The following is a 14098-nucleotide window of genomic DNA, read 5'->3' as shown; positions in this document are numbered from 1 at the left end:
AAAAGAAGCTGACAGTTGGGCAGAATGCAGTTATGGAATATAAAATTTTATAGCAACAGCTGATGCAGCGACCGGTTCAAGCGTAGGCCCTGCGGCTGTGCTTCGAAATTGCACAGCAGCGTTCACATCAAAATAGGTGGTTTCGAGCCCTGCACCAAAACTATAATAGCCAGGTAATTCCGTAGCCAGGCGAGTGCCGGCACGAAGTGGAAGAAATGAAAAAGGACGTACTTCTGCACCGATAAAACTTTTGAATTTTGTGGATTGGAAAGCGTTATCGTTGAGTCCAAGGCTGAAATCACCCATTAATTTTATCCTGTTGATCTGAAACAGAACCCCCGATTGAATGGATGTCGGCAGCATGGATTGATAGGAACCCCTGTTTTGTATACCGGCTTCCTGCAGCGGATGAATGCCATCTGCAGCGAGGAACTGAAAATCCTGAAGAACAGCGCCTGAATAAGAGTAATTTGAAAGTGAACCCGGATCATCGGTTTCTGAAGTTGATGTGGAGAGTTCTGACCGGAACGGGTCATCAAAGTGGTGGATCATCCCCAGGTCGGTAACGGATAAGCTCAGGCGCAGAGATTTTTCAGTGGCTTCTTCACCTCTTCTGATTAGCGACAGGTCATCCCCGAAGGTAAAGATATAGGTTATGCCAAGATCAAGAGCGGCGCCGATGCCGGCAGGTCGTGTGAGATCCGAAGTGCCAAATTGAGTTTCACCAGCCACAACGGGATTGAAACCGGTAGCCAGCTGCTGAGCCTGTTCGCTAAATGTTCCGGTACTTTCAAAACTGTAGGAAGATTCCCGAACCCACGGGCTTTGTGCGTCGCTTTGTGTGTATGAATCAGCATAACGTGTGGAGTACGACGCCCCCGATATCACAATTTTTGGAGCGATACCAATATTAAACCTGGAGATGCGGGGAAAAAGCCCGCTCAAAAAGCTGAATGATTCACTGTAACCGAACGAAATTTCATGGAGCGTCTGGAAACTGTGGGATAACGTGCGGTCGATTTCAAAACCATCATTTGTTTCAACGGGGTTCACATCATACCAGCCGCGGCCCACAGTAAAGCGGCTGCTTTGACGGGTTCTGACGCTGAATGCATAACTCCGCTCATCTCTGAACCATTTTATTCCAAACCAGTTAATCGAGGTAGCTGACCTGAACTGTCGGTCTAACCGGCCGGCAGGGTAATGCCTGCTTAAAAGGGTTTCTCTGTCTCCATCTGAAAGCAAATATTCGCTATAGCCTGGAGGGTTGAAAAGGTTTGTGTACGTATCGAACCTCTTACCGGCATTGCGAATGCGCAGAGGCGTATCGATATAAGCCCCGCTTTCTGCAAATGAAAACTGAAGACGGTAATTTTTCTCCCGGAGCTGAATATTAGCCGGGTTGATAAAAAGCGCATCATAACCGGTGATGTACGACGTTCCGCCGCCGCCCAATCCCATGCTCACGGGGTTGTATGAAATTTGTGCATCTGTTGTGAGTGGAATCACAAAAAAACAGACAGCGATAAGTAATGTAGCTGCTTTATTCAACGATTTAATCTGTTCAGAAAATAATTACGAATAGCGGTGTATTAACTGACTGCCGGGTAATATTGTTTCATAGAAACTCTATAAACGGCAGAATATTTAGTCACTCAGCATGAAAAGCCGCTGATATTTTTCTCTTTTATAAAAAAATTATAAAACCTGAAGCCGGGCGGCACGCAACATAAGCGTTTTTTGCCCTCTCTGTTTAAAAAATACAACAACTTTTGAATCTTTACCTGATCCTGTTCGCTGTAAAATTTTACCGGGACCGAAGGCCGGGTGCATAACTGTAGTGCCGGCCTGAAAAGGATCATTATCATAAGTAGTTTCAATTTCAAAGCCGCTGCTGGATGGCTTTTTGGTCTTTATCGGCTCTTTCCAGTCGTACTCAACTTCGGTATCATTGTTTTTTGGTGTCGATTTTTCAGCGCTGAAACGCTCCCTGTTTTGCCGGATTGTTGCACCAGTTTCAGTCCGGACCACACCGGGATCCACCTCATCCAGAAAACGTGAGCGCATCTGGCGGTTCTCTTCCCCGAAACGATACCGCATTTTTGAATAGCTGAAAAACAGTTGTTCTTCAGCACGGGTAATGGCCACATAAAAAAGGCGCCGTTCCTCTTCAAAGTCTGCCTCCTCACCGTCACGCCCGCCCATTGGGAATAAATTCTCCTCAAGTCCTACTATAAACACCACCGGAAATTCCAGTCCCTTCGAACCGTGAACCGTCATCATGGTTACCGCAGGTTTATCTTCATCATATTTATCAGAATCGGTGATGAGGCTGATTTCCTGCAAAAAAGAGCTGAGCGTAGGTTTTTTATTATGTCGTTCGTAATAAGAGATGGCGTTTTGCAGTTCCAGTATATTATCTCGGCGCGTGAGTGCTTTTGCGCTGTTTTCTTCAATCAGGGCTTTCACATAGCCGCTTGCTTCAAGCATTTTTTTGGTTGTATCGAGCAGGGATGCGCCGGCTTCCAGATCATTTCGAAGCGTGTGAATCATCGCCACAAACTGCTTGATTTTTGATATAGCCGGCTTGTAAAGGTCAGAACCTTCCACATTTTGAATGATGGACCAAACCGATCGTTTTTGATCCCTCGATTTTTTCAGCAGGTCATTCAGCGTTTTCTTTCCAATTCCACGGCTCGGTTCGTTGATTATTCTCAGTAAAGCCTGTTCATCATCCGGATTGACCAGCAGAGTGAGATACGCCAGGACATCTTTGATTTCCTTTCGCTGATAAAATGACAAACCGCCAACAAGCTGATACGCGATACCTTTTCTTCGAAATGCCTCTTCAAATACCCTGCTTTGATAGTTCGTTCGATACAAAATGGCGAAATCGTTATTCGAGTGGCCTTCACGCATTTTTAAATTCTGAATGTGCTGCACCACGCGATTTGCCTCATCCCGTTCATCGAAATTCTCCAGGACGGTGATGGGATTTCCATCATCATTTTCTGTCCAGAGCGTTTTATCCAGCTGTTTATCATTATTTTTAATGATCGAATCAGCGCATTGCAGAATATATTTGGTTGAGCGGTAATTCTGCTCCAGGGGAACCTGTTCCGCGTTTTCGTAATCGCTCTTAAAGTTCAGGATATTGGAAATATCGGCCCCGCGAAAGGAATAGATACTCTGGGCATCATCGCCCACCACACAGATATTTTCATATTTGCTGGCGAGCATCTTCGTCATTTTATACTGCGCATGATTGGTATCCTGGTACTCATCAATCAGGATGTACTTAAAACGATCCTGGTAGGTGTCGAGCACATCGGGATGTTGCTCAAAAAGTTCAATTGGCTTGATCAGCAGATCGTCGAAATCCATCGCGTTGGCCTGACGCAGACGAACATCATAAACCTCAAACACCCGGGCAGTGATATCATCAAGCGTGCTTTGCACAAACCGCGTTTTGTAGGCGTTTGGTGTGATAAGCTGATTTTTCGCATCACTGATTTTTCGCTGAATCGTACGCGGACGAATCTCGCGCGGATCGTAGTTGAGTTCACCAAGAATTAGCTTAATAGCTGATTCCGAATCCGATGTATCATAAATCGAAAAATTGGAATCGAATCCGATTTTCTCCGCTTCAAACCGTAAAATTTTTGAGAAGATAGAGTGAAACGTTCCCATCCAGAGTTTCTTCGCCCGATCCCCGATTAATGCTTTGATACGATTCTGCATTTCACGAGCCGCTTTATTGGTAAACGTCAATGCAAGGATCTCCTGGGGCAGAGCTTTATGCTGCTGCAGCAGGTACGCAATCCGGAACGTGAGTACCCTGGTTTTTCCACTGCCGGCACCGGCTATAATCAAAAGAGGACCGCTGGTGTGAGTAACAGCTTTTTTCTGTTGCTTATTTAATCCCTTGAGAAAATCGACGGGTGTGGGCGGCTGATGATTTGGGTCTGGCTGCAGGGAAAACTGTTTCATGAAATTCGTTGGGGCTCTGCGATTCGCTCTTTGGTTCAGCTTCCAAAGTTACAAATTAATCAAACAACCTATGGAATCAGTTTGCAGAAAAAATACGATAACAAATTTGGGTTCTGTTAAATTCTAAATGCAAAAAAGTTTCATTACGAAGCTCCCCTCTCTGAAAAGTCACGCCAGGGCGCGTTAGTGAGGGACGGGATGAGTCAGAAGGGCTGGGAGTACTTAATTTTGTAAATGAACCTGGTAAATTTATCCATCAAAATTTCTGAAACTAATTTTCTCATAGTTTTTTGTAGTCTATTCATTCAGGTTGATTCAGCGAAACTCAGTGATATACTCAGCGAAAATCCGCGAAAAACAGAGTTGGCATCGATTTTGATAATGTGATCAGATCTGTTCCAATAGTTGGTAAAGAGATGATGTATTCGACCTGAATAATATTTTAGGCAGCTATACTATTAAAACACTCTTTTCATCCTAATTCTCAATCAATGTGATTTGCAGATCCATCAGATTGTTTCCGGTTGGACCTGGCTTCAGATGACCGCCGGCTTTTTCAAAAAAGTGGTAACTATCGTTTTCGCGCAGATATTCTTCGGGATCGAGACCTTCTTTTTTTGCCTCTTTTATGGTCTTGTTGGTCACTACCGCACCAGCGGCGTCTGTCGGTCCGTCAATTCCATCGGTTCCGGCACTCAAAAAACTGATATCATTTTCAAAGGAGCTCAATTTAAGTGCCATACGCAGTGCCAGCTCCTGGTTTCTACCACCCAGCCCGCTTCCTGTCACTTCTACGGTGGGCTCACCAAAGGTAATCAGAGCAGCAGGTTTTCTATCCTGATCGTTCAGCTGTTTAACTTTTGTGAAGATGTGATGCTCAAACTCTTCAATCGCCCCTGACCACGCGCTCTTTTCCAGGTGTACGTCATATCCATCTGCCTTGATTATTTCGGCACATTTTTGTGCCATCTGGGTTGCGGATGCGATGATAAAAGAGTGATGCCGGCTGAAATCTTCCGTTTTCCTGTAATGTTTGTCAATCACTTCCGCATCCATCTCTACGGCGAGGAGCTGACGTGCAGTGTGCGGGATTTTCTGATACAAGCCGTACTTTTTTAAAACCTGGAAAGCAGAAGTTGCCGAGATTGGCTGAGCAACGGAGGGCCCGCTGCCAATCATGCTGATTTCATCATCCGTGATATCTGATATCATCAGATCGATCAGAGTGGTACGGTTGAGCCATTTCAGAATTTGTCCGCCCTTCACTTGTGAGAATACTTTTCGAACCGTGTTGATTTCATGGATGGAAGCGCCGGATCCTATCAAAAGTGAATATATTTCGTTGATCTCTTCAATTTCAAGATCTCCGGCCGGAATACAAAACAGCGATGACGTACCGCCTGATACAAGATTCAAAACAAGTGCGTTATCCGGCAGCGATTGCATAAACCGTACTAATTCGAGGGAGGAGGAGAGGCTGTCGTAATCCGGCAGCGGGTGCGAACCTTTGAATACCTGGAACCTGTTTCTCTCATTCCACTCATTTGGGGAGATAACAATTCCATCCGTAATACGGTCACCTAAAATCTTTTCAACTGCAATGGCCATGGAAACGGAAGCTTTTCCAAAACCGATCAGGTAAACCGGCTGATCATCCTTTAAAGAGAATGTTTTGTCTTGAACCGATAGCGTGCGTTCTTCCGGTTTCCATTCTACTTCGTTTGGTATCACAGACAGCGGTGATACGTGCTGAAGTGTTTCAGTAAAATATTTTTTAGCCTTCTCAATCATATTTAACCTGTTGTAAATAAACCCTTTATCCTGAGAACAATTTTTTGTGATGTTACATTTCGACTATCTAAAGTAGGAGTTCCATCGCTTTATATCCATTGTTTAAATTGTACCGGTGAATAACAAAAATGAATTGTTTGATGGTGAATAGCTGATTATGTTTCGGCAAAAAGATAATGGCAGAACACAATCGATCTGTTTTTTTAACCGGATGCTCACGTGGAATCGGACTTGAAATCGCCAGGGAGTGCCTCCGAAAAGGGTGGAAGGTTATAGGCACTGCCCGGAAATCGGATTTCCCTGATGTGTTGAAGAAACAATCCCGGTTTAAAGGAATCCACCTGGACCTGTCTGATTTAAGCCGTTTAAAAGAGGAAATACTTCAGATCCTTGATCAGGAGAAGCCCGATGTTTTAATCAATAATGCCGGAATTTTTGTGGATGCGGATCACGCCGGGCCGGATGATCATTGGCTTGAGGTTTGGGACCAAACGATGAATATCAACCTGAAAGCTCCGGCATTGTTGTGTAAATGGTTCCTGAACTTTCATACGAAACCGAATTCTCAAACTTCTGGAGCGTCGATCATCAATATTGCATCCCGCGCATCCTATCGCGGCGATACGCAGGAATATGCGGCTTATGCTGCATCCAAAGCGGGGCTCGTCGGGCTCACAAAAAGCATCGCCCGGGATTACAGCAAGCGGGGAGTGGTTGCCTACTCTGTAGCTCCCGGATTTATCGAAACGGATATGGCGAAAGATGCCGTGAACCTCCTTGGGAAAGATCATGTTACGGCAGGGTCAGCTTTTGATGAGATCACTCAGCCGGATGAAGTTGCCAAACTCGTGGCTTTCCTGGCAGAAGGTTCCATTCCGCATGCATCCGGACAGACATTTCATATAAATGGCGGTTCGTACATGATCTGAATCACCTGAAAAATTGATCCATCCCACAATTTGTAATTCTAATTGAATAGGTATCCTCAAATGAAAATACTCTACATTTTTCCACATCCCGATGATGAATCCTTTGGCCCTGCACCGGCGATGAGCGCACAGCTTCGTCAGGGTCATGAAGTTTATCTTCTTACACTTACCAAAGGAGAGGCGACCAAACAGCGGCACAGGCTGGGCGTCAGTAAAGAGGAGATGGGGGAGATCCGTTTTAAGGAAATGCAATGTGTTGAAAAAACGCTGGGTCTTTCCGGGATGACCGTACTTGATCTGCCTGATAATGAACTAAAACATTTGGATCCGTATGAAATCGAAATGGTCATAGAAGACCATATTCATAAACTGAAACCGGATGTAATTATCACATACGCGGTGCATGGGGTAAGCGGATTCCATGACCACCTGGTGAGCCATGCCGTGGTAAAAAGTGTGTTTTGCCGATTGAAACGACAGGGAAGCAGTTACCCGAAAAGACTGGCATTTTTTACCCGGATGGGTGAGGTAGATACGAAGGGTAAATTCCGGCTGGAAGCGTCATCAGATGAGGAAATCGCTTATGTAGAGAAATGTAGTCATGAAGATATGCAGGCTTTTTTTGATGCGCTTGATTGCTACGAAACGTACCAGGAGATCATCGAAAAAAGCGGTGTGAAGGATGTGGTTACAAAAGAAGTGCCATTTGAGGTATTTGGCGAACAGCTTACTGAAAGATTAGACAGCATTACAGATAAAATGGAGAGCTGATTCAACTTCGTATTAGTTAGCCGGTTGTAAGACATAAAAAAATCCCGAGAGAAATGAATCTTTCGGGATTTGTTGATTTCATTTAGATCAGAATTTAGTACTGGTCGCCCTGGGGCTCCTGTTGCATACCAGGTTGCTGCATGCCTTGTTGTTCTTGCATGATTTGCTGAATTCGCTGCTGAAGTTCAGGATCTTGCTGCAGTGCAACGTTAATCTCACGGAATCGATCTAATGACATGTCGTGGTTTTCTATCCTTTCTTCCATCTCTTCTTCAACTTCGAGTTCTACCGCAGCGATTCCTTCAGAAGCGCGCTCATATTTCTCCATGTCCTCAGAACTGACATTTAAATCTTCATCGGACTGTCCCATGTGTCGGCTCTCGGCAATCTGATTGTAAACTTCGAGTGTGAGATCTTCATCCTCAACAATGGTTATCATCTCTTGTTGAGATTCCATTTGCACACCCTGCAATTCGCTTGAGATCTCGGCGAACTGTTCAAGTTCTTCATCTGATACATCCGTTTGAGCTGTTGGTTGCTGCTGCATTGGATCTTGTTGCATCTGATCTTGCTGCATGGATTGGTCAGATGCCGATTGTTCCGGAGTTGAATCGCTTTGGCAAGCAATAAAAGAAAGTGCTAAAACGAGCAATGAAAAATACTTCATCATATTGATAATTTAGTTGGTTTAAAATTGTTCAGTTACCGTCATTAACTTTCTTAAGAGCTCAGTGTTCCACATTTATTCAGTTTTAAAGGGATTTTACTTCATTGAACAGTAATTGATCAGCATTATCACAGAATATTTTTCGCTGGAATATCAATGGATAAGGTGAATTCTTCGATATAGATCCACATCCGAAAAATCTGTCAACTCATTTATGAATTCGACAAAAGGAAAGCGAGCACACCTAAAAGACTCGATATGTGAGGTGAGAATAAGATGATGTGAGGTGAGAATAAGATGGTGTTTGAAACAAAAATCACCCCGCACTATCCCCGGTCTTCGGAAGTAGTACCTCCGCTCGGGTTTCCGTCTTTTGATGTGCTGATCATGGTATTCAGTTTCTCTCCGCCCCGAATACCAAAATCGAGTGTGCGGATGGGGAAAGGAATCATAATATCGTTCTCATCAAACGCTTTGGTGAGTGCGATTATCGCTTCACTTCGCACGGACCAGAAATCGGGATTTGTTACAAAAGTTACCCAAAAGCGAAGTTTAAAATTTATGGAGCTGTCACCAAATTCATCGTAGTAAAATTCAATACCCTTGTCGGATAGAACGCTATCTACTTTATCGATTGCCTCGACGGCCACTTGTTTTGCTTTTTCAAGATCGTCTCCGTAGGAAACTCCGCACGAAAGGTCGATACGGCGCAACCCGGTTGAGGTGAAATTTTCCAGCGGATTTTCGAAAACCTTTTTATTCGGCAGATATACAATTTGTCCGGTTACAGTTTTCATGATTGTATTGCGAAGGTTCAGCTTTTGTACCGTACCGTAAAAATCGTTCGTCTGGATGATATCACCAATTCCAAATGGATGGCGAATGGATAGAATCACTCCGGAGATAAAGTTCGAGGCGATATCCTGAAATGCAAAACCAAGTGCAAGACCGATAATACCGGCACCGGCAAGGAGTGATGTTACCGCACCATCGAGCTGCAAAACACTCAGCGCAATAAACACCCCGATACCGACGATCGAGATACCTATGATTGTTTCAAGAAGACTGGTAATGGTTTTATTATCAGTAACTTTTGAAAAAAGATTGGATACAGCTCGCCTCGCAATCCGGCCCAGCACGTAAAACAAGATCAGAACAAATATAGCCACGACCATGTTAGGCAGCAGTTCAAAAAAAGTGGTAATCCACTCTTCGACTCTGCCCACTACAATTCCATACGCATCGTTTAACTCACCGGTCTCCATAAAATATAAATCGCTTTTTATTAAATTTATCTGCCTAATGTACTGTTTTTGGCACTTAATCTCAGTTTAAATCCCACATATCACCTTTTATGATTTCCAGGCTGTTGCCGGAAGGATCCCGGAAGTAGAACGATTCAGAACCGCCCGGCCACTTGATTTCCGATTCAATTTCAATGTTCTGTTTCTGCAGGCGGCCTTTCCAGTTACTGTAGTTTTCAGGGGATACCGTAAATGCAATATGACCACTCCCGGTGGCTCCGTGACGCGGTACCGGATTTTTGCTGCCATCACTGCTTTCCCGGAGTGTAGAGTTGGGATCAAATATCAGTAACATTCCATTTTCACAGCGATAAAACAGGTGACGTTGCTTCTCTTTTTGGATAAGATCAAATTTCATCACACCAGAATAGAATGATTCTGCTTTCTCCAGATCATCAGCATAAAGGCAGGTTTCTGTAATTTTCATTCGAACGTTGTTTTGATATTCAGAGAATATTTCAAAATACTGAAAAAGTTTTAGTTTCGAGAAGGGTAGAGGTGTACGCCTATTCTGTATCGCTGTCAGCGAGATTCTGGACGGCAAGCGTCAGTGCTGATGAAATTCGGGCCATATTTTCATAATCGAGGCGGCCTGGCGTATCATACGGAGAGTGATAGTGTGGATCACGGAATGGCAGCGTATCGGTTATGAGCAGGCCGGGATAGCCGTGCTGCCAGAATGACCAGTGATCCGACCAGTTAACGCCGGGCAAAAATCCGGGCAGTGCGGCAGATTCGGTGGCAATAGCTCCGCTCTCCTTAAAACCGGCAGAAACGCTTCGTAACAGGTTTAAATCTCCAAGGCGTGTCACAAGGCCGATGAAGGTCGCGCGTTTACTGTATGCGAAGCCAAGGCCGGGCAGGGGGTAGGATTGCGAGCCGGGCGAGTTATCGAAGTAACCGAGGCCGTCGAGAGCGATCATTCCGCGTATGGCTTCACCACGTTCTGCGCTTCGCTTAGCGTAGGCGTAGCTTCCCATATCCGCAGTTTGGAAAAATGGCGGCTCTTCATTGGCAAATGCCACAAAACGAATCGTTCGGTATGGACGATAATCTTTCATTTGATCCGCTGTGGCCAGCAATACAGCTATGCCGCTGGCATTATCATTAGCACCGGGTGAACCCGAAACGGTATCGTAATGCGCCCCGATAACGATAATTTCATCTGAATTACCGGATCCCGGGATCTCTGCGATCAGGTTTGTAGCAGATCGCCCCGAATAGATTCCCCGGCGGAGGGTGTAGTGATGTTCTTCAACGTTGTAGCCTAAGGAATTAAAACGCCGGCTGATGTACGCCCTGGCTGAATCCATGGAACCCGGAGTATGCATGTTGCGCTCTCCAATCGAGTCGGCAAGATGTACAACATCCTGTCTGATCTGCTCACTCATTTGAATATCCTGATTGTTAAAATCATGATTGTCCTGCGGAATAACGGATGGCGGCATCATCCATAACCAGATGCCAAAAATAATCAGAATCGATGTAAACATCACAGCGATGGAAATTAAATAGAGAATGGCTGTTAACCTTCGCTCTCTTTTTCTTCTTTCAGTTTGATGTAATCGGGGATTCGGCATAGAATTAAAGATAATGCGAAGATATAAATGATTTTGATTTTTTTATTCTTGAAGATTTGTGCAGAGTACCGCGCAGAGTTTTGCTGAGTTGTGATATTTGAACAGCAGTTCATCTGCGGGATTCGGTGATTTAATCAGCAAGGAGAGTATGCACAACCGGCTGTAAATGGTTTGCTGAAGACTTGGGTAGTGGATAAAAAAAAAGCCGCGAATGAATATCCGCGGCTTTTTATGAAAAATGGTGAGCAGGATCAGGCGTAAATCAAATAGAGAATTCCTGCGATCACAATAAAGTTAATAATGCTCAGCGGCAACAGTTTGCTCCAGCCAAGTTTCATCACCTGGTTAAATTTAAACCTTGGAATAGTCCAGCGAACCCATATAAAGAAGAATACAAAAAACGCGGTTTTTCCGGTAAAGACTGAAATATCGAGAATGGCTTTTGCTACGGTTGGAAGTTCAGGCAGCCAGTATCCAGCAAACGGTAGGTGGTAGGAACCAAAAAAGAAGGTAACCATCAACATGGAGTTAATCACAACGTGCATGTATTCTGCGAGGAAAAACATCCCGAATTTCATAGAACTATATTCGGTGTGAAATCCACCTACAAGCTCCTGTTCTGCCTCAACCAGGTCGAACGGGGTACGATTACTTTCCGCAAATGCCGCCACGATGAAAATGATAGCGCCGATTGGATTCAGAAAGACAAACCACCAGTTTTCCTGCGCAGCAGCAATGTCCACAACGCTGAGTGACCCAACAAAAATAACAACGGATGCCACGGCCATTCCCAGCGGAAGTTCGTAGCTGATCATCTGTGCAGCAGCCCGTAATCCGCCAAGCAGGGAATATTTACTGTTAGATGCCCATCCTGCAAGCGTAACTCCATAAACCCCGAGAGAGGCCACTGCCAGCAGATATAGCACGCCGGCGTTGATGTCTACAGCATAAATGCCTTCTCCAAATGGAATGACAGCAACCGTCATCAAAGCGGTGATAACGGGAATAATCGGTGCTACGGTGTGTATTAAGCGATAACTGTTGTTTGGAGTTACATCTTCTTTCAATAAGAGCTTAACAACATCAGCGATCGGTTGTAGCAGTCCAAGCGGACCCACACGATTTGGTCCTACCCGGTTCTGGATAAATGCGGCTACTCTGCGTTCTGCATAAACAGCAACGGCCGCAGAATTTAGGAGCATAAAAAGAGCAGTGCCGAGAATGATATATGAGGTGACGGTAACTTCAGCCATTCCTATGGGTTAAGATTTTACAGTTTTTTCAATTTTATTTAGGTCTATGCCGGAATGTTCATCTATGACCTGGTATGAAATTCCTGAGAATGCCGGAATCGTATCTGCAATCGTAGACAGTATTTCCCGGCCATTTGAAAAGCGAACATCCAGTCCTAACCGGTTTGTAATTTCGTTGCTAATCGTCCAGAGAGGGAGACAGTCAACTTTGTTATCCTCGGTTCTCCAGTTATCAAAACTTGTTCCATATCGGTCGAGGCGGCCTTCCGACATTTCAAGATCCAGCCGTCTGTTGGTATATTTCGTCTCTTTTGCAGGAACAGTTCTCTGAATCCGTTTATCCACATTAACATAGCTTGCGGCGTGTTCTGCTGCAGTTGTTACCGGAATCACGAGATCGGCAGCTTTTGTGGTTTCTCCATGATTGGTTGCAAACATGGCCAGAAACGTATCGTTAAAATCAGACGTTTCAAGGACACCGCGGTCGATCAGATGATCACTCAGCATAATGACGAGCTTCGCTTTCTTAACCGCAGCTTTCAACTCACTTTCGGATTGTTCATCGAGCCCGAGCAGGCGGCATCCGTTTGTATTTGGTGCCTGGTCATCGGTGAGCAGAAAATCATCCCCGGCTCCATCAATAATGTGTGGGGTAAACACAGGAGTGGATCCGGCAAGAAGATCGGAGATTGTCATTAAAACGTAATTTTCCTCTACAGAAGCGTGAGGCGATCCAATAAACAGAATATCATTTTTATCGGTTTGCTCAACATGCTCGGCCAGCGTTTCCACAGCGTTTTTCCAGGAGGATTGCACATGTTCGTTTTCGAGCTTCTGCATCGGCCGGGAGATCCGGTTTTCGTTGAAAATTTTGTAAGCTTCCCTGCCTATATCGGGCATCCAGTAGTCATTGACTTCTTCATTTTGCCGTGGAGTGATGCGCAAGACAAGATTATCCCGGGTCCAAAGGTCGATGTTGCACCCTTTGCCGTTGGTGATGTCGATGCTGGGTGTTTGGTTCATTTCCCAAACACGGGCTTTGAATCTGAAATCTGCGGAAGTGAGTGCACCCACAGGGCAGATATCTACGGTGTTAAGTGAATATGCGTCATCAAACTCACGCCCCGGCGCAGCAACAGGGTAATTTTTATCGCCACGTGAGGTAATGGTCAGCTGATGAGTTTTACTGATTTCGTTCGTAAACCGCACGCATCGTGTACAGTTAATGCATCGTTCAGCATCCAGGATAACACGGGGTCCAAGCTGAACCCGCTTTGGTTTGTGTACTTTTTTAACTTCAAAACGGCTGCCTTCGGGTCCGTACTTATAGGTTTGAATCTGAAGCGGACATTCACCGGCCTGATCACAAATGGGGCAGTCAAGTGGATGGTTGGCTAAAATAAACTCAAGTGTATCTTTTTGAGCTCGTTTAACAAGGTCATCCGTCTCCTGAGTTTGCACAACCATACCATCAGATATCTGGATATTACAGGATGTCTGAAGTTTTGGGAACCAGCGGATCACCCGGTCACCTTTATCATCAAGTTCATATTCACCGGTTTCGCGGTCTTTTACAGGCTGACCCACTTTAACCATGCACTGCCTGCAATTAGCAGGAGCTGACATTGATGGGTGATAGCAGAAAAACGGCACTTCGAGTCCCTGATCCAGAATAAACTGCAGGAGCCTGTGCTCGCCTTCGTACTCAAACCGTTTTCCGTCAATTATTACTTCAGGCATCTTTGGAATTGATTATTTGTGGGTGAATGAATGATGTTGCAGATCCGTAAATCGCTAAATTTCCGAATTCTTA

11 protein-coding genes are annotated in these 14098 nt (G+C 44.9%); 2 read left to right on the top strand and 9 right to left on the bottom strand.

Annotated features, from left to right (window positions below; genetic code table 11):
• Positions 1-30: 30 nt before the first annotated feature.
• The 3 genes from DYD21_RS09825 to DYD21_RS09815 all read right to left on the bottom strand — a co-directional run bounded on the left by DYD21_RS09825 (position 31) and on the right by DYD21_RS09815 (position 5781).
• Positions 31-1551: a DUF5723 family protein gene (locus tag DYD21_RS09825; RefSeq protein ID WP_116035918.1), complete on the bottom strand. Its 1521-nt coding sequence runs from the start codon at positions 1549-1551 to the stop codon at positions 31-33.
• Between the two features lie 147 nt (positions 1552-1698).
• A complete protein-coding gene (locus DYD21_RS09820) occupies positions 1699-3990 on the bottom strand; it encodes an ATP-dependent helicase (protein ID WP_116035915.1) in 2292 nt (763 codons plus the stop codon).
• Positions 3991-4467: 477 nt separating this feature from the next.
• Positions 4468-5781, bottom strand: a complete 1314-nt coding sequence (locus DYD21_RS09815) for a glycerate kinase (protein WP_116035912.1) — start codon at positions 5779-5781, stop codon at positions 4468-4470.
• 176 nt (positions 5782-5957) lie between these two features.
• Here DYD21_RS09815 and DYD21_RS09810 point away from each other — a divergent pair, with 176 nt between their 5' ends.
• Both DYD21_RS09810 and DYD21_RS09805 read left to right on the top strand, forming a co-directional pair.
• Positions 5958-6710 carry an SDR family NAD(P)-dependent oxidoreductase gene (locus tag DYD21_RS09810; protein ID WP_116035909.1) on the top strand — a complete coding sequence of 251 codons (753 nt, stop codon included), beginning with the start codon at positions 5958-5960 and terminating at the stop codon, positions 6708-6710.
• Between the two features lie 60 nt (positions 6711-6770).
• On the top strand, positions 6771-7481 hold the full coding sequence (locus tag DYD21_RS09805) for a PIG-L deacetylase family protein (protein ID WP_116035907.1): 711 nt from the start codon (positions 6771-6773) through the stop codon (positions 7479-7481).
• 94 nt (positions 7482-7575) lie between these two features.
• On the opposite strand, the gene DYD21_RS09800 is transcribed toward DYD21_RS09805, so the two are convergent.
• From DYD21_RS09800 to DYD21_RS09775, 6 genes are all read right to left on the bottom strand, one after another.
• A complete protein-coding gene (locus DYD21_RS09800; RefSeq protein WP_158551495.1) occupies positions 7576-8148 on the bottom strand; it encodes a DUF4168 domain-containing protein in 573 nt (190 codons plus the stop codon).
• Positions 8149-8474: 326 nt separating this feature from the next.
• Entirely contained in the window at positions 8475-9413 is a 939-nt protein-coding gene (locus tag DYD21_RS09795; RefSeq protein WP_116035902.1) for a mechanosensitive ion channel family protein, read from the bottom strand.
• Between the two features lie 61 nt (positions 9414-9474).
• Positions 9475-9879, bottom strand: a complete 405-nt coding sequence (locus DYD21_RS09790) for a VOC family protein (protein WP_116035899.1) — start codon at positions 9877-9879, stop codon at positions 9475-9477.
• Positions 9880-9958: 79 nt separating this feature from the next.
• Positions 9959-11032 carry a M28 family peptidase gene (locus tag DYD21_RS09785; protein ID WP_116035897.1) on the bottom strand — a complete coding sequence of 358 codons (1074 nt, stop codon included), beginning with the start codon at positions 11030-11032 and terminating at the stop codon, positions 9959-9961.
• Between the two features lie 251 nt (positions 11033-11283).
• On the bottom strand, positions 11284-12285 hold the full coding sequence (nuoH, locus tag DYD21_RS09780; RefSeq protein ID WP_116035894.1) for an NADH-quinone oxidoreductase subunit NuoH: 1002 nt from the start codon (positions 12283-12285) through the stop codon (positions 11284-11286).
• Positions 12286-12294: 9 nt separating this feature from the next.
• Entirely contained in the window at positions 12295-14025 is a 1731-nt protein-coding gene (locus DYD21_RS09775) for a 2Fe-2S iron-sulfur cluster-binding protein (protein WP_116035891.1), read from the bottom strand.
• Positions 14026-14098: the final 73 nt, after the last annotated feature.

This window comes from Rhodohalobacter sp. SW132 (assembly GCF_003390325.1).
GTDB lineage: Bacteria > Bacteroidota > Rhodothermia > Balneolales > Balneolaceae > SW132.
This window is presented reverse-complemented; position numbering and strand designations above follow the sequence as displayed.

Bases quoted from the DNA above. Each gene is read 5' to 3' on its own strand.
- DYD21_RS09775 (WP_116035891.1), bottom strand. From the start codon at position 14,025: ATGCCTGAAGTAATAATTGACGGAAAACGGTTTGAGTACGAAGGCGAG.
- DYD21_RS09800 (WP_158551495.1), bottom strand. From the start codon at position 8,148: ATGAAGTATTTTTCATTGCTCGTTTTAGCACTTTCTTTTATTGCTTGC.
- nuoH (WP_116035894.1), bottom strand. From the start codon at position 12,285: ATGGCTGAAGTTACCGTCACCTCATATATCATTCTCGGCACTGCTCTT.
- DYD21_RS09820 (WP_116035915.1), bottom strand. From the start codon at position 3,990: ATGAAACAGTTTTCCCTGCAGCCAGACCCAAATCATCAGCCGCCCACA.
- DYD21_RS09790 (WP_116035899.1), bottom strand. From the start codon at position 9,879: ATGAAAATTACAGAAACCTGCCTTTATGCTGATGATCTGGAGAAAGCA.
- DYD21_RS09815 (WP_116035912.1), bottom strand. From the start codon at position 5,781: ATGATTGAGAAGGCTAAAAAATATTTTACTGAAACACTTCAGCACGTA.
- DYD21_RS09785 (WP_116035897.1), bottom strand. From the start codon at position 11,032: ATGCCGAATCCCCGATTACATCAAACTGAAAGAAGAAAAAGAGAGCGA.
- DYD21_RS09805 (WP_116035907.1), top strand. From the start codon at position 6,771: ATGAAAATACTCTACATTTTTCCACATCCCGATGATGAATCCTTTGGC.
- DYD21_RS09810 (WP_116035909.1), top strand. From the start codon at position 5,958: ATGGCAGAACACAATCGATCTGTTTTTTTAACCGGATGCTCACGTGGA.
- DYD21_RS09795 (WP_116035902.1), bottom strand. From the start codon at position 9,413: ATGGAGACCGGTGAGTTAAACGATGCGTATGGAATTGTAGTGGGCAGA.